This window comes from Butyrivibrio sp. LC3010, assembly GCF_000424385.1.
GTDB lineage: Bacteria > Bacillota > Clostridia > Lachnospirales > Lachnospiraceae > Butyrivibrio.
This window is the reverse complement of the sequence record NZ_AUJU01000043.1, coordinates 1-19,661: the sequence shown is the minus strand read 5'-3', so window position 1 is coordinate 19,661 and position 19,661 is coordinate 1. Positions and strand designations below refer to the sequence as shown.

Sequence of the window (19,661 nt, the reverse complement as noted above, 5' to 3'; positions counted from 1 at the left end):
CATAACATCATCCCTTGTAGGGCCGTGTTCTTTGATAAGCTCCTGTAATGTCCCTAGTTTTCTGATAATAGTTGAAGTGCTGACACCCTTATCGTTGATATACCCTTTGGTGATATAAAAAGATTCGGCATTTTTAGATTTAGAAGTAGTAACTCGCATCCCAACAATCCTCCATGCCTTATTATACCACACAATACCATATAATACCATATATAAAAACAGAAAATTTGACATAAAAAATGCAGACCACAAGCGGCCTGCAAGGTATAATTTATTCATTCAACTGTCAAACTCCCGAATTGACCGGACTAGTCCATTTCAATATAGCATTTTAAGTGTATTTTTTCAATGATTTCGCTTCAAATGCTTTTCTTATCTGATAAATTGTATTAAAATTTAAAAGACAGAACCAAGTGAAAATATTTATTTAAATACTTCCAATATTTTCATATGAAGGGAGATAACATGGCTAAGCATTTAGGTAAAGTGTTTTTATTCGCAGCTGCTGCAGGCGCTGCCGCCGCAGGTGTCTACTACTATCTTACTCAAAGGGATAATGATTTATCAGATGGCTTTGATGATTTTGAAGATTTTGATGAATTCGATGATTTTGAGGACGATGAAGCAGTCGGACCTTTCAAGCGTCGCTACGTAAATCTGTCAAACAGTGAATCAGAAAATGCTGATGATAGTTTGGCCGATGACTCTGAGCAGTCTTCTTCCGAAGAACCTACTCCTGATAAGACAGAGGAATTCTTTGATGATGACGACGACGATGATGTAAATGACCTGAAAAAGCTCGACGGAGCAGTTTAAAGGAATTCTGAAGAAATTTCTTTATCATAAAAATGCCGGAAGATTAACTTCCGGCATTTTTTATATTACGATTTTTCCTTTTCTTCTTTTGCTTTCTGAAGAACTACATCTTTTAAATCTCTGGCTTTATCCTTAATTCTGGAATTTGCCGTTCTGGAACCGATTATATTACCCAGCAGTTTGACTGAAAGGTCGTAATTTCCAATCTCCAATCCCAGAGCTGCCATAAGATAATCTAATGTAGCTTCATCCATCCCTTCAATCTGGGCTTCTTTCATTCTGGCAAGTTCAAATCCATCAAGAGCTTTTTTTAAGAATTCCTTCTCTTCCTCCTGATTGGATTTCTTTTTTTCTTCATACTCAGGACTTTCAGGATCAAGATGTTCCGTCTCTCCTCGAATAAGCCATGCCATTTTCAGGCACAAATATGCTTTTTCTGAAAACTTGGACTTTTTGACCATAGCAGTTGCAATGGCAAGCTCATAACGGATTCTCGCTTCCTCGTAGGAATAGATCGGATCTTTATATTCCTTTCGCTTATAGTTCTCGCTGATCTTGCCTCTTACGGCATCAGTCTGAAATTTAGTCAGATTTCCAAAATGCTTTGCCAAAACCGAATAGCCACACTCGGGGCAGCTTACTATGTCATATTTTATGGGATCAATTTCTTTATAAACAGGCCTTAAATCCACATCCTGCCTGCTCATCCTGACCTTTCCTGATTTAAGAGTTTTGGCTACAAACGGTGCCTCACATATCGGGCAGGTATACTTTCTGTCATAAACAAGCGTGGATTCATCAATGGTTGAAACAGGCTTAGGAGGCTCTTGCTTTTTTGGCTCTACCTTCTTTTTTGGTTCTTCAAAAAGTTCTTCCTCTTCCAAGTCCAAAGCGCCGAGACCAAATTTTTTTAATCCGTCCAAAAATCCCATGACATTTTCCCTCATATAAACACTATGTTAAGAATTCAATATTTATGCCTTAGGTAATACGAATGAACTCTTAAGTGAAACTATTCTGTTGAATACAGGTGCTCCATCCTTAGAGTCCTTGTTGTCAACACAGAAAAATCCGTTTCTTACAAACTGGAATTTATCATAAGCCTTTGCTTCCATAAGTTCCGGCTCAAGCTTTGCATTTTTAATTATTGTGATGGAATTAGGATTCAAATTAAGTGATCCATCATCATTGTAAACGCCCTTAGTCTCATCAATGATGTTCTCATAAAGGCGAACCTCTGCTTCACCACATTTATCAGCAGATACCCAATGAATTGTCCCCTTTACCTTTCTTCCATCCGGGCTGTCTCCGCCCTTTGTCTCAGGATCATAGGTGCAGTGAATCTCGGTAACAACACCGTTTTCATCCTTAACACATCCTGTACAGGTCACGAAATAAGCATTCATGAGACGAACTTCATTGCCGGGGAACAATCTGAAGTACTTCTTCGGAGGTTCCTCCATGAAGTCTTCACGCTCAATCCAGAGTTCCTTTCCAAACGGAATCTCTCTGCTTCCAAGCTCCGGAGCTTCCTTATTGTTCTCAATGGGAAGCATCTCAATCTGTCCCTCCGGATAGTTGTCAATAACAAGCTTAACCGGATCAAGGATAGCCATCATTCTCTTAGCCTTGGGCTTTAAGTCTTCACGGATACAGTACTCAAGCATAGCGTAATCCGCTGTAGAATTAGCCTTACTTACTCCGCAAAGCTCAACAAATTTCTGAATTGATTCAGGTGTGAAACCGCGGCGTCTTAAAGCAGCTATGGAAACAAGTCTGGGATCATCCCATCCATCTACTATTCCGTCTTCAACAAGCTTCTTAATATATCTTTTTCCTGTTACCACATTCTGAAGATAAAGCTTGGCAAACTCGATCTGACGCGGAGGATTCTCATATCCGCACTCAATCTTAACCCAGTCATACAGCGGTCTGTGATCTTCAAATTCCAATGTACAGATGGAATGTGTAATTCCTTCCACAGCATCCTCGATGGGATGAGCAAAATCATACATGGGATAAATGCACCACTTATCACCGGTACGGGCATGTGTCATATGTGCCACTCTGTAGATGATCGGATCACGCATGTTGATATTAGGTGATGCCATATCTATCTTTGCTCTGAGTGTCATAGCACCATCCGGCACATTACCGCTCTTCATTTCTTCAAAGAGTCTTAAGTTCTCCTCTACACTTCTGTCCCTGTTAGGATCATTTTTACCGGGCTCAGTGAGAGTTCCTCTGTACTCTCTCATTTCATCGGCAGTAAGCTCTGAAACATATGCCTTGCCTTTTTTAATGAGTTTAACAGCATTCTCATACATCTCATCAAAGTAATCAGATGCATGATAAAGTCTGTCCTCATAATCAGCCCCAAGCCACTTCACGTCCTCAATGATAGCGTCCATGAATTCTGACTTTTCCTTTGTGGGGTTCGTATCGTCAAATCTCATATTGAACTTGCCGTTATATTCCTTGGCAAGTCCGTAGTTTAATAAGATACTCTTAGCATGACCTATATGTAAAAAGCCATTCGGCTCCGGAGGAAATCTTGTCACGACGTGATCGTAAACGCCCTCCTTTAAGTCCTTATCAATTTCCTGTTCAATAAAATTTCTTGATTCATCTGCCATGTTTATAAATCCAACTTCCTAGTATAATTTGTTAAAATATCTTTTAAAGCCGCTGTGCATAAGGCTTCATAGCCTGATACCACATCGCAGCTCTTCAAATACTGCCATTATCATATCATTAAATATATTTTTTCTCAAACTCCTCAGAAGGCAAGGCTTTTCCGAAAAACTCACCCTGACTGAGCGGGACATTAAGTTCCTTGAGGATTTTTACCTGTTCCCCGTTTTCCACACCCTCGACACATACTTTAGCACCGATTGCTCCGGATAAATCCATCAAAGATGCAATAAGAGAACGGGCATATTCCTGCTTTCCAAGAACTGAGGAGATTGTCCTGTCTATCTTCACCGCTGCAAAAGGAAGAGCCCGGAGGCCGCTTATTGAGCTGTAGCCTGTTCCAAAATCGTCAAGACAAAGTCTCACTCCAAGCTTACTGATGTTTTCCATCGCTCCCTTAGTACGCTCAGTGTTGTTCATTGTAAGCGCCTCTCTCACATCGAGTATGAGTTGTCTTGGCTCTATGCCGGCATCTTCCACAGCTGACTTAAGCTTATCTGATATATCAGGCTGCATAAGCTGCACTACAGACATATTTACATGTATATTTATCTTCCGCTTTAACTTTTTACTCCATTTGCCACAGCACTTGGCTGCTTCCCTGAACACATGCTCTCCAATCGGATTGATAAGTCCCAGATACTCAGCAAGAGAAATAAACTCTCCGGGGCTTACATTACCAAGGATTTTGCTGTTCCATCTGACAAAAGCCTCTGCAGCCACAAGTTTTGGCTTATTCCCCAAAATATCCATCATTGGCTGGAAATGTACAGTGAATTCCTTACAATTATCTTCAACTGCTTTATACATGGCTTTTTCCATGTCAAGGCGTCTTATCGTTGATGCATCAATGCTCTCTGAATACTGTGAGATCCTGTTCTTTCCGGACTTCTTGGCCTCATACATTGCAATATCAGATTTCCTTATAAGCTCCTCAACCGTATCACCTGCAGTAGGGAATTCAACCGTACCCATACTCATAGTGCAGTAATACTCGCCATCCTTCAGATACCAGGGCGTCGCAAAAACTCTTCTTATCTCCTCCAGAATGCTATCAAGCTTGTTATAGCTCTCCGGCGGAACTATGATTACAAATTCATCGCCGCCCATCCTATAGCATGAATTCTGAACTCCATCGATACTCTTTATCGCAGAGGAAATATCCTGTAAAAGCACATCGCCATACTGATGTCCCAGGCCATCATTGATTTTCTTGAAATCATCGAGGTCGAGATACATCAGCATACCCTTGGAATTATTCTTTTTAGCCTGATCAACATAGGTTACAAGGTCCCGTTCACAGCATAGTCTGTTGAAAAGTCCTGTCAAAAAATCGGTGTAAGCCTGTTGTTCGATCCGCTTTTGATATATTTTTTTCTCGGTTATCTCATAAATCGCACACAAAGAAACAAGTCTTCCATCAACCCATTTTATCCGGGTGTAATAAAGATCATACCAGCGTTCCTTTGCTTCGTAATAAATCTCATAGTTCCCGCTGTGGGAACGAGGAGGAATATTTCCCTCAAACAATTCTTTAAGTGTGTTTTTCTGCAGCTCTTTTGCAAAATGCTTTTTAAGACTTCTGTTGGCAAAAAGAAGTTCATCCGTTTTCATGCAGCGGACATAAATTGAACTTCCCACATTATCAAGGACAGCTTCCAATGACTGAAAAGAGCTGGCTATTGAATTCTTCTGAAGCCTCTTCGTTATGATGTTCTGAAGGATTTTGATAGAATCATTGATAAATTTTATGTCATCAACGATCCAGTCTTTGTTCCTCTTATCCTCTCTTGTCTCAGCAAAACATGCATAAAAAGGTGTCTGATCGGATATTGAGATCGGAACCGACACAACAGCCTTGATTCCAAGGTCTTCCAACTGTTCCTTTTCTCCGGAATTCATAGTGGTGCTCGGTGATACCGCAACCATATGATTCCTGCCCAGGAACCAGCACTTCTCAAGATCCCTGTCCTCTTCAAACAATCTGTATATATCCTGCCCTGTCCACTGAACTACTATGTCCATCAGATCATCTTCAGTGTGCATCCGGCAGATAAAAGCATTGCTTATATCAAGATATTCGCAGATCTTCATAAGTATCTGCGTCATAATATCCTCTATCTCATCATCGCTATCGAGAAGTGATACGATTTCCGTCATGAGCTCAGCTCTGTGGAAGGAAACCTTGAAATCCTCCGTGCGTTTAAAATTCTCAGCAGTTGAAGCTGCTGCCTGATTCTCGGATTTCAGAGCCCTGACAACTGCAAGCGATGTTACACGCAGAAAATCAAGTGAGTTATAGAACTCTTTCTCCGTTGTCATATATGAAAAATCTGTTATAGGTGACTCAGTATATAACTCCGGCTCATATTCCGCATCCTTTAAAACTGCGCATACGATCCACACAACCTGCGCCTTACCATCAAGCTTGGCAGCCACGGCTGCGACCCGTAAATTAGGAATGGGGGTACGCTCTACCGCCTGATCCTCCAGGTCTCCTTCTGTCACCCTCTGAAAAATATTCCTGATATGAATATCATCCACTGCTCTTTTTATAGTCGGGATTTCCAAAAGGTCTCCTGAATAATCAGTTATCTTTTCACCTTTAGAATCAAGGCAGCACAAATACACTCCAGACATGGCAGCAAAACTATCCTGCCATCTTCGAAGCTCTTTATCCCTAATCTTTATATAATTACCGGAATTCTTTGTGCTGGCTGGCTCCAAAAGATGTACTCTCCTTAAGATTCTTTGAAGTCTATTATACCACTTCTTCAGAGATAATCGATGACTTAATTTTTGAGAACAAAGAGTCGCTCGCGACTCTTTGCGCGCTGGTGCGCGCAAGCTTTAGCTTGCAAAATTCATCTGCGCACCAGTCGCATCCATAGCGGAGCGCTTTTTATTCAATAGGAAATCCGAAGGAATTTCCTATTGAACAAAAAACGCCTTCTTCCATAACAGAAGAAGGCGTAAAATATCAAAATTAAGATTATTCGTCAACGCTATAGTTAGGTGCTTCCTTAGTGATATGAATATCATGAGGATGGCTTTCCTTAAGTGCAGCGCTTGTCATCTTGATGAACTTTCCGTTTTCATTAAGCTCAGGGATAGTCTCGCATCCGCAATATCCCATGCCGGCTCTCAAACCGCCGATGAGCTGGAATACTGTATCTTCAACAGTTCCCTTGTATGCAACACGTCCCTCAACTCCTTCAGGTACAAGCTTCTTAGCACCTTCCTGGAAATAACGATCCTTAGAGCCGTTCTCCATAGCTGAGATTGAACCCATGCCACGATATACTTTATATTTTCTTCCCTGGAAAAGTTCAAAATCACCGGGAGCCTCATCACAGCCTGCAAACATTGAACCCATCATTACAACGCTACCGCCTGCAGCTACTGCCTTTGTGATATCACCTGAGTACTTGATACCACCGTCTGCAATAATCGGAATACCGTATTCTTTTGCTACAGAATAACAATCCATAATAGCGGATACCTGAGGAACACCAATACCTGCAACTACACGGGTTGTACAGATAGATCCGGGTCCGATACCAACCTTAACTGCATCTGCGCCAGCCTCAATAAGTGCCTTTGTAGCAGCTGCTGTTGCAACATTACCTGCTACAACCTGAAGATCAGGATATTTCTCCTTGATCATTCTCAGGCATCTGAGCACGTTCTCAGAATGTCCATGAGCTGAATCAAGAACTACACAGTCAACCTTTGCATCAACAAGTGCACCTACACGGTCAAGAACGTTGGCACTGATTCCGACACCTGCTCCACAGAGAAGTCTTCCCTGATCGTCCTTTGCAGCAAGAGGATACTTGATTGTCTTCTCAATATCTTTAATTGTAATAAGTCCTACAAGATTGTAATCATCATCTACAAGAGGGAGCTTCTCCTTCTTGGATTTTCCAAGGATCTGCTTTGCTTCCTCAAGTGTGATACCAGCCTTTGCAGTTACAAGATTTTCACTAGTCATAACTGCACGGATTTTCTGATCAAAGTTCTGCTCAAACTTAAGATCTCTGTTTGTAATAATTCCAACAAGCTTTCTTCCCTCAGTGATCGGAACACCTGAAATACGGAATTTTGCCATAAGTGCATCAGCATCTGCAAGTGTATGATCGGGTGAAAGTGAAAAAGGATCAGTGATAACACCATTTTCTGATCTCTTAACCTTGTCTACCTCATCAGCCTGAGCTTCGATTGACATGTTTTTGTGAATAATACCGATTCCGCCCTGACGAGCCATAGCAATAGCCATTCTATGTTCCGTAACAGTATCCATACCTGCACTCATCATAGGAATGTTCAGTCTCAGCTTCTTTGTGAGATGTGTACTAACATCAATCATATTAGGTACCACCTGTGAATATGCAGGTACCAAAAGTACGTCATCAAATGTAATTCCTTCGCCAATAATCTGTCCCATTATTATCTCCTTTTTCAGTCAGTGAATACTTTACGTGGTGCAACGTTTTTCAACGCATCAATAAGCTCTTTGTTAGGTTCAAGTATAACTTTTTCCCTACCGTCATAATACATTGTATATGTTACATCAGGCTGCTGCACCTCACCTGATGAAAAATCAAGTTTTCTATAATTGTCTTTATTACGATATTCGTCCAGATGATAGGACCTAGATGGCGCAATAACTTCCATACGCTCTGTTTCGAAAGTTGCTACCCTTTTTCTCTTACTCTTGTTAAGAATTTTATCGACTGTAATCTCTCGCTCACAATACTGATATTCAAACTCGATCGATGCATTGAGTGAAATAAAATATGCTCCCACTGCAAATGCAACAAAAAGGATCATGAATAAAATATTGCCGCTCAAGAACCCCAAAAGAAATGAAAATACTGCCATTAGAATTGTCAGATACTTAAGAAATACCATAAGTGGCTGAGGCTTTCTGGCAATCAAGAGCTCAACATAGCTATTGTCATTCATCATTTTTTTGCACTTTCCCTTCCATATTTTTTAAACGTTATGATATATTAACTGTAATCGCTCGTCAAGAATCGAATTTAAAGTTAATGAAAAAAATTCCTGACAGGGTGTTTTTTAAGGAGCCGGCCATTAACAAAATGGGTAGATAACGGTACTGGCATCCTATCGGAGTTAGTCATATAATAGACTAACGTTAGTTTAAGGAGAAACAGAAAAAATGAATATCAACGAAGAAAAACGAAACCAGTGGCAAGCCTTGAAAGGTATGGGGTTTAAAGCTCACTGGGATTATTTTTGGGATTACTACAAGATTCATGTAATTGTTGGAGTTATAGCACTGGCTACAATCATATCACTTGTACATGATATTACATCTCAAAAGCCCTATGCACTTTCAGCGACTTTCGTAAACACCGCAAGCATGGAGGAACCCGATACTCTGATAGCCGGCTTTGCTGAATATGAGGGTATCGACACAACAAAATTTAATATTTCAATTGACGCATCATCGACAATAGATATGCAAAATCCCGACCAGTATACCATAGCAAATTCAGAGAGAATCTACGCTATGATTGCTGCCAAAGACCTGGACCTCATAATGGCAGACGAAACTATTTTTGATAACTATTCTAAAAATGAAATGTTCGTTGACTTAAGAGAATACTTTACAGAAAGCGAACTGAACGCCCTTGGAGATCTGGTATTTTACGTTGATCCCGCGCAGTATCACAGCAATCAACCCTATAGTGAATTAGAGAACGATGCCTTAAATCCCGAATCATCAAAAAAAGAGGATCTTCCGGTATCTGATCCGTCAGAGCTTATCCCTGTCGGAATCATACTTAAGGATAACCCGCATCTTACTGCCATTTCCTACTATCCCGGACAAGCTCCCATAATAGGACTTGCAACAGCAAGTGAAAGATCAGAAACTGCAGCAGATTTCATAAGATATCTTTTAAAATAATTTTTCCAAAATCATTTCAAAAAATCAGGAGCACCCAATAAAGGTGCTCCTTTTTATGTTCGATATTAAAGCTGTGTCATTACGAAAATATCGTATATAGCTTTTATTGCTTTTTCAAAATCACGATTCTCAACTCCAATGATGATGTTAAGCTCTGAAGAGCCCTGATCGATCATTCGGCAGTTTACATTTACATGAGCCAAAGCTGAGAATATTCTTGCGGCTGTTCCGCGCTGTCTCTTCATTCCACGGCCAACCACTGCGATGAGGGCCAGGTCTGATTCAATCTCAAGAAGATCAGGTTTTGCAAGGCGATGGATCTCAGAAACAACAGCCTGTTCCTTGTCTATGAATTCGTTCTGTTCAACGAAAACTGTCATGGTGTCGATTCCTGACGGAACATGTTCAATGGAAATGTTCTGATCTTCAAATGCCTGAAGAACCTTTCTTACAAATCCTATCTCAGAGTTCATCATATCCTTAAGGATATTCACACAGCAGAAGCCTTTTCTTCCGGCAATACCTGTGATTGTAAACTTTGACTTCTTGGCAGTTGACTCAACGATCCAGGTTCCACTGTCCTCCGGTCTGTTTGTATTTCTGATGTTGATCGGAATCCCCTCTTTTCTTACAGGGAAGATTGCATCCTCATGAAGAACCGAAGCACCCATATATGCAAGCTCTCGAAGCTCTGTGTATGTGATTGTCTCAATCTGAGCAGGTCTGTCAATGATTCTCGGATCTGCTACAAGGAATCCAGAAACATCTGTCCAGTTCTCATAAACATCCGCATGTATTGCTCTGGCAATGATTGATCCTGTTATGTCTGAGCCACCCCTTGAGAAAGTCTTGATTCTTCCATCTTCATAAGCTCCATAGAATCCTGAAACAACCGCATTCTCAACACCTGCAAGTCTCTTTGCCATTCTGCGGTTTGTGATTTCGGCATCAAAGCTTCCGTCTTCATCAAATAAAACAACCTCAGCAGGATCAATATATTCAAATCCAAGGTACTGCGCCATTATCTTACCGTTTAAGTATTCACCTCTTGACGCTGCATAGTCGCTTCCGGCTTTAGCCTTAAAATTCTTTTCAATTTCCTCAAACTCCTCTTTGAGAGAAAGCTTTAATTTAAGACCTTTAATAATCTCATTGAATCTGCTCTCGATTGCTGCAAGTTCCTTTGAAAAATCCTTTCCTTTTTCAGCCAGCTCGTAAGTCTGATAGAGCATATCCGTAACCTTTGTATCAAGGTTTGTTCTTTTTCCCGGAGCAGATACAACCACATATCTGCGCTCCTTGTCAGCCCTTACGATATCACCAACCTTCTGAAACTGCTTTGCATCGGCGCATGAGCTACCACCGAATTTTACTACCTTGCTCATTTTTTCAAAAATCTCCTCATCTATAAATAAAAATTTTTAATTCATGCAAAATCACAATAATCTAAGATAGCTCTTTGCTCCATCAAGCTTCTCGAATTTTTCCCTGAAGTCTTTTTCCTTCATCTCAGGTGTGACAAAAGCAAATTCACCTTCAACGTTTTTAGCAGTTACTGCATTAACTTCTCCGAAAAGCTCTTTAGCACTATTTTCGCCGGATGCATCACATCTTACAAAGAAGACTCTGATATCATCATTTATTGAAGCCACCTCAGCAGGAACGTTTCTGAGATTCCAGTCAATGTGCTTTCCTTTATGTCTTACGATATCGATCACATCCGCAACCACCGCTGATGCTGTTGCTTTCTTACCTGCGCCTTTGCCGTAATACATCACATCACCGAGCATGTTCCCATGAAGACTGATTGCATTGAAGACTCCATTAACATTCGCGAGCGCCTCATCAAAAGGGATAAGGAACGGAGCAACCATCGCAAAGAACTTATCATCCTTTCTTCTGCAGCTTCCAAGAAGCTTGATCGCCATATTCATGCTTCTGGCATACTCGAAATCTTCACCGGTAATTTTAGTGATCCCCTCAGTGTAGATGTCCTCGTATTTTACAAACTGTCCGCTCATAATTGATGCAAGGATTGCTGTCTTTCTGCAGGCATCGTACCCTTCTATATCTGCCTCGGGATTCCTTTCAGCATAGCCTTTATCCTGTGCTGCCTTAAGGACGCTGTCAAAATCAGCTCCCTCCTGATCCATTTTTGTGAGAATGTAATTGGTTGTACCATTGAGGATTCCGGTGATGGAATCAAGTCTCTCATGTCTTATGGAATCATTCATTGAACGAAGAACGGGTATTCCGCCGCCTACACTTGCTTCGAAAAGATAGCTTACATTGTTCTTCTTCGCAAGCTCCACAAGCTCAGGTCCATGAGCAGCTACCAGCTCTTTGTTGGAAGTGCATACGCTCTTGCCGCTCTCAAGCGCCTTCTTCTCAAAAGTAAAAGCAGGCTCTATACCTCCCATAGTCTCGCAGACAACCTCGATCTCAGGGTCATTCAGGATTACATCAAAATCGTGTACAACCTGGCTCTCATGCTTATCCCCGGGAAAATCACGAAGATCCAGTATATATTTAATATCTATTGCCTCACCTGCGCTATCCTCAACACAGGCTCCATTAACATCCAGAACCTCAGCGACACCGCTTCCAACCGTGCCGTAACCTAATACTGCAATCTTTGCCATTTTGATTTCCTCCTGCTAGATAATTTTTTCATCCTCATATATTGTTATTGAGCGCAATTCTTATTGCATTCATGAAGTTGTACCAGTCCTGCACAAATCTGCATAAGCGCTCCGAAGCTTCAGTTTCTCAAACCTCTGCATTTCTTCCGATTATCTGTACGTTATGTACTTTTGATGCTGACTGTAATTTGCCAATCATGTCAGCCATATCGCTGGTGGTGGGTAAAACCTGTATTCCAACCGACAACGCCGCAACCCCGTTATAGGGAATCGCCTGATGCACCGTCAGAATATTGGCTCCGCAGCCTGATATTATCCTAAGAACATCCGACAGAACTCCCAGCTCGTCATCCATCTGGAGATTTAACGTAAGTGTTGTTCCCTGCAGACTGTCGTGGAATTCGTATATATCGTCTTTGTATTTATAGAAAGAGCTTCTGCTGATACCAAGCCTCTCTGCTGCCTCATTAACCGTTTTGCATTTACCGGTGTCTATAAGCTTCTTAGCTTCAAGCACCTTTAGCAAAACATCCGGCACAGCCTGCTTTTTCAGCACGTAGTATGCTGTTTCTTCTTTCATAATAATATTTCCTCATGGAAGATTGTTGTAAGATTTACCACGCACATATGATCAATATGTCTGAGTCAAAAACATTTTTGTGTTTTGTTTTTGTACCGCGGACATTTGTGCGTCCATGAACGATATTATCACATAACAAAATACAATGCAAGCACTTTAACGTTTTAAATTGTTAAAATACGAAAACTTGTCAAAACATTTTCTCGCAATGGATAAAAAAGGAGATGCATTACACATCTCCTTCAAATACAGTGGTTGCAGGACCGGTCATGTAAACCACATTCTGTTCCCTGTCCCATTTACATTTTATTTCTCCGCCTCTGACATGAACTGTTATATTGTCTGAGGTATGGTCGTTAAGCACACATGCAACAACAGTTGCGCAGCACCCTGTTCCGCAGGCAAGGGTTTCTCCCGTACCACGCTCCCATACACGCATATGCACGTTTTCACGGTCATCTATGGAAACAAACTCTGTATTTATCCCCTTCGGAAAGAAAGAATGATGCTCAAATCTGGGGCCAATTTTTTCAAGATTCATTGAATCTATGTCCTCACCTCTGTTAAGGAAAACAACTGCGTGGGGATTACCCATAGATACACATGTCACTGAATATTCCTTGTCCATTACTTTGATGGGATAATTGACAACTTCATTTTTCTTCATGGCCTTTTCGTCAGGAAGCTTTACAGGAATCTCTGAAGGTGTGAGTATAGGTGCACCCATGTTTACTCTGACACTTGTAACCATATCATCCTCTGTCTTAAGATCAAGGATTCTTACTCTGCCGCCACTTACAATGCGCAGCTTTTTCTTGTCTGTAAGTCCCTTATCATAAACGAATTTTGCAACGCAGCGGATTCCGTTTCCGCACATCTCAGAATATGAACCGTCTGCATTGTACATTTCCATCTCAAAATCAGCCTGCTCATCCCCTATTGTGTTTATGAAAATAACGCCATCTCCGCCGATTCCAAAATGTCTGTCACTTAACAATCTGACAAGATCAGGCTTATCTTCTTTTTCAACTTTTTCCTTGCTGCCATCTATGTAAATATAATCGTTTCCGCAGCCGTGCATTTTTGTAAAGTGCATAAATCAATTCTCCTCATCTTAAATAAATGTTTTGTCTGACCAAGACCTATCTGCTGCCAGTACAGTCACTCAGTCATGCTTCGCATTCCCGGACGGTACCGGAACATTATTTCTTAAATAACCGGATCACTTTATTGCCTGTTTACCCCCAAAAGCCTCTCCGTAGCCCGTGTTCCAAGCAAATCCTACGATATCCGATGCTATACTTAGCTACGATTATACTCGTTACATTTTGGTGATGTCAAAGAAAGCTCCCAAATTTCCATCAGAATTTTGCCTGACACCAGGGCATTAATAATCCCCGGACCATAAAGCCCGGGGATTATCCACCCAAATCGATTCCTCTATTTCAAGATAAAACAGATAAGTTCAGCTTGTCTTTAGTCCAATTATGGAACCCACGTTATCGCCTGATGTAACAGATCCATGACACATGATACGTCTGTCCTTGTCATACTCAAAGGTCAGTACCATTGAAAAGTTTTCCTCCTCAACAGTGCATACACCTGTTGTTTCATCGTAATTTGTAAGGTCCTTTTCACCAAAATACAAATTCTCACCTGTATCTTTTGTGGTTTGTCCTGATCCGTGAACCAGTTCTAGTGTCATGGTATAAAGCCCGACAACCTCTGCCTTGGTAGGAACATCTTTTTTCTCTGTCTCGCCTTCAGTATTATTGGTGCCGGCTTTTCCCAAAGGCTCCTCCAAAGCCGTTTTATCAGTACCTGCTGTATCAGCTGTCTTATCATCAGCTGGAGCCTCATCTATTTTTTCTGCGCCTTCATTGTCAGCATTCAGTTTCGTACTATCTGCCTCATTTTGAAAACTTACATTTTCAAGCATTGCGGGGATCACGCTCTTAAAGGTCTCGGTAGAAAGATACGGCTGAGTGCATCCAAGATAATAACAGTGATCATTTGCAATTGCCATTACACTGTAAAGGCTCATGCTGCAAGGCAGCTTTTCATCACTGAAAGTAGACTCCACTATAGCACATCTCATGCCGCCGATATTTGTTCTCTCGTTTTTGAAAACCGTATCATTGTTATCTGTATAGACACTGACAAAAGTGTCTAGAATAGTATCCTCAGAATATGATTTATATACCGGGTCACTGAGATCCTCCGCATGAAGCATTATAAAAGCAGGTGTCTGAGCATCAAAATAATAATAATCCGTTTCACTGTCGCCCTTTTGCGTAAATGATGAGGATGATTTAAAGTTCATGCCGTAGTATGTCTTTTCCGTATCCAAATCAGGCATTCCAATAGCATAATCGAGGTAGGAAATTCTGAAATCGTTATCGGTAGATTCAAGTCTGTAAGCCGCCTCTATTACATTGTCATAAAGGAAATTAACCCGAGGAATATTAAGTGATTCATCAATTCCCTGATATTTTCCAAAGACTCTTATCTTCTTTCCCGGAACCTGCTTTATAAGCTCTTTAAAGCTCTCAGTGCCATCCTTTCCACAATATACTGACCAGTTACCGGAATCGGTCTTTATGATGATAGAATTTGATGCCTCATCATAGCCCTTAGCATCGCCTTCAACCCACACATTAGTATCAATAAGGGATTTATCCCCTGCAGCATATTTGTCATAATCTGAAGCCTTTTCAAAGCCATCTGTGTACATTGCTTCTGTTACATTCGCAGCCTTTACAGATACAGGTATAAATAAAAAGGCTATCATCAATGTCAGCACAGCCGGGTAAATTCTTTTCTTCATAAGCGCACTCCTTTACATGGCGGTGCGGGAAACTCCATCCCCACTAAACTACGGGTTTCTGTGCAGTCATTATAGCATTGTACACAACAAAAAAGATGCGTGTCACAAAAATGTCATGTACATTTAAGGGACACGCATAGTTTTTTTATATAAATTTAAGATTCGGAAAAAAATCACATCCACAGCGCAAAACTTGCATCTGAAGGCATCCTCAGATCACCTCTTGGAGACACTGCAACCGAGCCGACTTTGGGGCCATCAGGAAGACAGCTTCTCTTAAACTGCTGTGTAAAAAAGCGTCTGCAGAATATATCAAGCCACTTGTCTATGGTTTCATAGTCATAGAATCCATCTGTATTTTCTGTATCTTTTTCTCTGTTCTTAACATCATCGCAAAAGGTCTTATAGGCTATCCTGCGTATCTTTTCCTTGGTAAATCCGCATCGAAGCATATAGTAAAGGAAAAAGTCATGAAGCTCATAAGGGCCGACAATCGACTCAGTTTCCTGGGAAATTTTCCCATCGGTAGGCGGCAACAGCTCAGGACTTACAGGTGTATCCAGAACGTCAAGAAGGACCTTATTTACCAGCTCCAGCTGCTTTATCTTCTGAGCAGTCTCTTTATCTGCAATCTTCTTATCGGATGCCTTTTTATCCGATGACTTTTTACCTGAGGCCTTCTTTTCCTGTACTTTGCTATCTGCCTTGAATCCTGAAGCCAAATCAATGCAATTGTCAGCGTAGTACTTAACCAGATGTCTCACAAGTGTTTTGGGAACACCTGCATTAACTCCGTACATGGACATATGATCACCGTTATAGGTTGCCCATCCAAGCGCCAGCTCAGACAGATCACCTGTTCCTACAACCATACCGTTCATCTTGTTTGCAATATCCATAAGCACCTGAGTGCGCTCTCTTGCCTGACTGTTCTCATAGGTCACATCATGCGTGTTCATATCCTGTCCAATGTCCCTAAAATGAGTTGTAACAGCCTCCTTGATATCAACCTCCTTAAGGGTTGCTCCAAGAGCTCTTGCAAGCTCACAGGCATTCTGATAGGTCCTGTCTGTTGTACCAAAGCAGGGCATGGTAACAGCTATTATTCCGCTGCGATCGAGGGATAGCACATCAAAAGCCCTTGTGGTAACAAGAAGTGCCAGCGTTGAATCGAGGCCGCCGGAAACGCCAATAACGGCCACTTTCGAGCCCGTATGCTCAAGTCTCTTCTTTAATCCCATCGCCTGTATCGTTAATATCTGCTCACATCTCTTTGTGCGCTCAGACTCTGACGAAGGAACAAAGGGTTTAGCAGGAAATACTCTGCTCAGCCTGGTTTCTTCGAACTTAATTTCACAGGATATGTCCGATATTTCCTCTTCATTTTTCCTTCCGCCAAAGGTCGTAGTTTTTCTTCTTTCATGCAGGATTCGGTTTATATCAATATCTGCATAGGTGATTCCGTTTTCAAAAAGCTTCTGCTCCGCAAGGATGGTTCCATTCTCGGCAATAATATTATGTCCGCCAAAAACGAGATCCTGCGTGGATTCTCCGTCTCCTGCAGAAGCATATATATATCCTGCTATGAGACGGCCGCTGGTAGATTGCACAAGATTTTTCCTATAAGTGTCTTTCCCTACAATGTCATTGGAGGCTGAGAGATTTACAATCAAAGTAGCTCCCTGAAGGGCATATTCTGTTCCAGGAGTATTGGGAACCCATAAATCCTCACAGATCTCGCAGCCGATTTTAAGGCCTTTAACAACATCGGAAAGATCTATTATCTCCTTTCCAAGTTCGCACCAATCCTCATCATCGTCATCATCACATCCACCTTCATCACAATCAAAGCCAATAGCTTTGTAAGACACCAGCACAGTGTCATCTCCCAGAGAGTCAGCACTCTCAAAATGTCTCATTTCATAGAATTCGCCATGATTAGGTATATAGGTCTTGGGAATCAGTGCTGTTAATTCGCCGTTGTTTATAACAGCCGCACAGTTATACAATTTCCCATTGTATTCAATAGGAACTCCCACGAAAAACACTCCGTCAAGGCTCTCGCTGTGCTTTACAATTTTCCTGAGAGCCGCCAGCGCCCCTCGTAATAAAGTGTCCTGCAGAAAAAGATCCCCACAGGTATATCCTGTCACACAAAGCTCAGGGAAAACCACGATCTTTGCATTATTCTTTACAGCTTCATCCATCTGCTCGATTATTCTCTCAGCATTATAAAAAGGATCTGCAACCTTTATCTTAGGGGTTGCCGCTGCTACTTTAATAAATCCGTCCTTCATATTGTATCTACCACCTCTATTAACGTTAGTTTATATCTGACCTGAGTCCGTTCGGCTAAGGATACCGCAAGCGCCCAAAGGTCGTGCGCTAACGGTAACCGGCTCTTTAATTGTTAACATCTTTTCCATGCTCTCTTGCAAGCACATAAATTCGTTCACTGTTTTCCGTAGGCTCCTCGTGAGTATCAGCATCTATCGCAGTGATAAAAGTCATGCCTGCCTGCTCAATAAACGCCTTCATCTCATCAAGTGTATATCCCCTTTGAAGATGAGTTTCTATTGACCTTTCAAAGAGATCCTCAGCCATAATTCCAGCAGCAGTTTCATCACTCCCTGAACTCTCCTTGTGCTTTACAAACAAGGTCAGATCATATTCATTTATGTTCGTATCAATATCAAAAAAGTTTTCCCAGATAAAGCTGCAATCCTCTCTGTTCTCGGCAATTGTCACATTTCCGATAACATCCCTGTATTTATGAAGCGTATTAAAATCAAATATAAAAAGCCCGCCCGGATACAGATAATTATTAACTTTGGTGAATGCCTTCCTGATCTGTTCATCCTCAATAAGATAATTAATACTGTCACAAACACTGACTATGGTTCCTGCCGTACAGAACAGATCAAGCTCACACATATCCTGCTCAAGATACATGATATCATGGCCCGACTCTTCCATCTTCTTCCTGGCAATTCCAAGCATCTCTCCGGAATAGTCGATTCCTATCATGTCATAGCCAAGCTCTGCCATCTCCTCTGTAAAGCTTCCTGTCCCGCAGCCAAGTTCAACAACGAGATTCTGCTCCTGCAAAAGAAGGGCATCCTCATTCTCCCCGGAAGCTTCATCAAATCCGTCATCATATAAACCATCTTCAGATGCTTCATCTCCGGTCGAACCATCCACATTGCTGTCAGAATTATTGCTACCTGTTTTTTTCTTATAAGGTGCTGAAATGCCATATGCAGCTATGAGCTTTGAAATATATTCCGCCCAGTCATGATAAGGCGTTTCATCCATAAATTCATCATATACCTTCGCAAAATCGGTGTATGCTTCCATAATCCGGCTCCTTAAATCAACGCGCACCCTAAAGTTGAGTGGTCATATTTTTCTCGCTAAGTGCAATGCACAGTTCATGCGATTGCTTCAATATCATTCAATGATGTAATGGTCAAAAAGGCATGCTGTGATTTATGCAAGCATAATCGCATTATGGCCTTTTAACCTATCATCATTCTATTACAATATAACTAAACTGACTATACCCACGGGCAAGCCCGTGGGGTTCTGATTGGCAAGTGTAGCTTGTAATCGTACATCATTTTCAGACTTTGGAGTTACAAGTGTAAATCTGTTTGAATCAGGACTTTTATTACCAAGCAGTCCAACGACCACATTAGCGGTAAATTTCTGCTTTTCAGCAAGGAAGTATAGTCAATCTCCCTGATTATTAAGTTGTTAAGCTACGTTAATTCCACTGTTTAATATCTTGATTTTATATGCCTTGATCCAGGTGATTAAGGCTTTTTCTTTATTGTATTGTGCCTCAAAAGTCTTAGCACATTTGTCTTTATCTATATTTTGCGTTTTAGGTTCATAGCAATAGAGCAGGAATGATGAATACCAGTCTCTTTGTACTTCAGTGCCATCATGAAGTTTATACAATCTATCGGAGAGCTTCTTTTTTATATAGTCATCAGCCGTATGGTCATACTGTGATGCTCTGTAATTGTTTGGGACTTCAATATAAGTTCCACCTGTGGCTTTGAATTTTCTTTCCAATGTGGTCTGGAAACCACCGGGGCATCTGTTCTTTACAGACTTACCGAAACGTTTTTTCTTATTGAACTTACCTTTATCGTTTTT

The 19,661-nt window shown here is 41.3% G+C and carries 15 protein-coding genes and 1 pseudogene; 2 read left to right on the top strand and 14 right to left on the bottom strand.

Going from position 1 to position 19,661, the window contains the following annotated elements:
• The coding region (locus G622_RS0118510; RefSeq protein WP_442855613.1) for a hypothetical protein at positions 1-210 on the bottom strand (210 nt) is incomplete at its 3' end.
• Positions 211-465: 255 nt separating this feature from the next.
• On the opposite strand from G622_RS0118510, the gene G622_RS24930 reads away from it, so the two are divergent.
• Positions 466-816, top strand: coding sequence for a hypothetical protein (locus tag G622_RS24930; protein WP_049945958.1), 351 nt, complete (start codon positions 466-468; stop codon positions 814-816).
• Between the two features lie 65 nt (positions 817-881).
• Here the strand turns inward: G622_RS24930 and G622_RS0118500 are convergent, their stop codons facing one another.
• From G622_RS0118500 to G622_RS0118480, 5 genes are all read right to left on the bottom strand, one after another.
• Positions 882-1,748, bottom strand: a complete 867-nt coding sequence (locus G622_RS0118500; RefSeq protein WP_026511914.1) for a DUF2225 domain-containing protein — start codon at positions 1,746-1,748, stop codon at positions 882-884.
• Positions 1,749-1,790: 42 nt separating this feature from the next.
• Positions 1,791-3,452 carry a glutamine--tRNA ligase/YqeY domain fusion protein gene (locus tag G622_RS0118495; protein WP_026511913.1) on the bottom strand — a complete coding sequence of 554 codons (1,662 nt, stop codon included), beginning with the start codon at positions 3,450-3,452 and terminating at the stop codon, positions 1,791-1,793.
• Positions 3,453-3,570: 118 nt separating this feature from the next.
• Positions 3,571-6,237 carry a bifunctional diguanylate cyclase/phosphodiesterase gene (locus tag G622_RS23665; protein ID WP_044958080.1) on the bottom strand — a complete coding sequence of 889 codons (2,667 nt, stop codon included), beginning with the start codon at positions 6,235-6,237 and terminating at the stop codon, positions 3,571-3,573.
• Positions 6,238-6,502: 265 nt separating this feature from the next.
• Positions 6,503-7,957, bottom strand: a complete 1,455-nt coding sequence (gene guaB / locus G622_RS0118485; protein ID WP_026511912.1) for an IMP dehydrogenase — start codon at positions 7,955-7,957, stop codon at positions 6,503-6,505.
• Between the two features lie 14 nt (positions 7,958-7,971).
• A complete protein-coding gene (locus G622_RS0118480; protein ID WP_026511911.1) occupies positions 7,972-8,481 on the bottom strand; it encodes a DUF6106 family protein in 510 nt (169 codons plus the stop codon).
• A gap of 214 nt (positions 8,482-8,695) precedes the next feature.
• Here G622_RS0118480 and G622_RS0118475 point away from each other — a divergent pair, with 214 nt between their 5' ends.
• Complete coding sequence (locus tag G622_RS0118475; RefSeq protein ID WP_026511910.1) at positions 8,696-9,448, top strand: hypothetical protein; 753 nt, start codon at positions 8,696-8,698, stop codon at positions 9,446-9,448.
• 65 nt (positions 9,449-9,513) lie between these two features.
• Here G622_RS0118475 and G622_RS0118470 read toward each other — a convergent pair whose 3' ends face one another.
• From G622_RS0118470 to G622_RS23660, 8 genes and pseudogenes are all read right to left on the bottom strand, one after another.
• Positions 9,514-10,833 carry an aspartate kinase gene (locus tag G622_RS0118470; RefSeq protein WP_026511909.1) on the bottom strand — a complete coding sequence of 440 codons (1,320 nt, stop codon included), beginning with the start codon at positions 10,831-10,833 and terminating at the stop codon, positions 9,514-9,516.
• Positions 10,834-10,884: 51 nt separating this feature from the next.
• Positions 10,885-12,090, bottom strand: a complete 1,206-nt coding sequence (locus G622_RS0118465; RefSeq protein WP_026511908.1) for a homoserine dehydrogenase — start codon at positions 12,088-12,090, stop codon at positions 10,885-10,887.
• A 127-nt stretch (positions 12,091-12,217) separates the two neighbouring features.
• Positions 12,218-12,670, bottom strand: a complete 453-nt coding sequence (locus G622_RS0118460; protein ID WP_026511907.1) for an ACT domain-containing protein — start codon at positions 12,668-12,670, stop codon at positions 12,218-12,220.
• A gap of 229 nt (positions 12,671-12,899) precedes the next feature.
• Positions 12,900-13,766, bottom strand: a complete 867-nt coding sequence (gene dapF / locus G622_RS0118455; protein ID WP_026511906.1) for a diaminopimelate epimerase — start codon at positions 13,764-13,766, stop codon at positions 12,900-12,902.
• Between the two features lie 369 nt (positions 13,767-14,135).
• A complete protein-coding gene (locus G622_RS0118450) occupies positions 14,136-15,497 on the bottom strand; it encodes a hypothetical protein (RefSeq protein WP_026511905.1) in 1,362 nt (453 codons plus the stop codon).
• Positions 15,498-15,670: 173 nt separating this feature from the next.
• Entirely contained in the window at positions 15,671-17,794 is a 2,124-nt protein-coding gene (locus tag G622_RS0118445; RefSeq protein WP_026511904.1) for an NAD(+) synthase, read from the bottom strand.
• A 106-nt stretch (positions 17,795-17,900) separates the two neighbouring features.
• Entirely contained in the window at positions 17,901-18,854 is a 954-nt protein-coding gene (locus G622_RS0118440) for a class I SAM-dependent DNA methyltransferase (RefSeq protein ID WP_026511903.1), read from the bottom strand.
• A 399-nt stretch (positions 18,855-19,253) separates the two neighbouring features.
• Positions 19,254-19,661: pseudogene (locus G622_RS23660) on the bottom strand (hypothetical protein); the annotation flags it as partial.

Coding starts and splice junctions, on each gene's coding strand:
- G622_RS0118480 (WP_026511911.1), bottom strand. CDS start 8,481: ATGATGAATGACAATAGCTATGTTGAGCTCTTGATTGCCAGAAAGCCT.
- G622_RS0118440 (WP_026511903.1), bottom strand. CDS start 18,854: ATGGAAGCATACACCGATTTTGCGAAGGTATATGATGAATTTATGGAT.
- G622_RS24930 (WP_049945958.1), top strand. CDS start 466: ATGGCTAAGCATTTAGGTAAAGTGTTTTTATTCGCAGCTGCTGCAGGC.
- G622_RS0118445 (WP_026511904.1), bottom strand. CDS start 17,794: ATGAAGGACGGATTTATTAAAGTAGCAGCGGCAACCCCTAAGATAAAG.
- G622_RS0118500 (WP_026511914.1), bottom strand. CDS start 1,748: ATGGGATTTTTGGACGGATTAAAAAAATTTGGTCTCGGCGCTTTGGAC.
- G622_RS0118475 (WP_026511910.1), top strand. CDS start 8,696: ATGAATATCAACGAAGAAAAACGAAACCAGTGGCAAGCCTTGAAAGGT.
- G622_RS0118495 (WP_026511913.1), bottom strand. CDS start 3,452: ATGGCAGATGAATCAAGAAATTTTATTGAACAGGAAATTGATAAGGAC.
- G622_RS0118460 (WP_026511907.1), bottom strand. CDS start 12,670: ATGAAAGAAGAAACAGCATACTACGTGCTGAAAAAGCAGGCTGTGCCG.
- G622_RS0118470 (WP_026511909.1), bottom strand. CDS start 10,833: ATGAGCAAGGTAGTAAAATTCGGTGGTAGCTCATGCGCCGATGCAAAG.
- dapF (WP_026511906.1), bottom strand. CDS start 13,766: ATGCACTTTACAAAAATGCACGGCTGCGGAAACGATTATATTTACATA.
- G622_RS0118450 (WP_026511905.1), bottom strand. CDS start 15,497: ATGAAGAAAAGAATTTACCCGGCTGTGCTGACATTGATGATAGCCTTT.
- G622_RS0118465 (WP_026511908.1), bottom strand. CDS start 12,090: ATGGCAAAGATTGCAGTATTAGGTTACGGCACGGTTGGAAGCGGTGTC.
- guaB (WP_026511912.1), bottom strand. CDS start 7,957: ATGGGACAGATTATTGGCGAAGGAATTACATTTGATGACGTACTTTTG.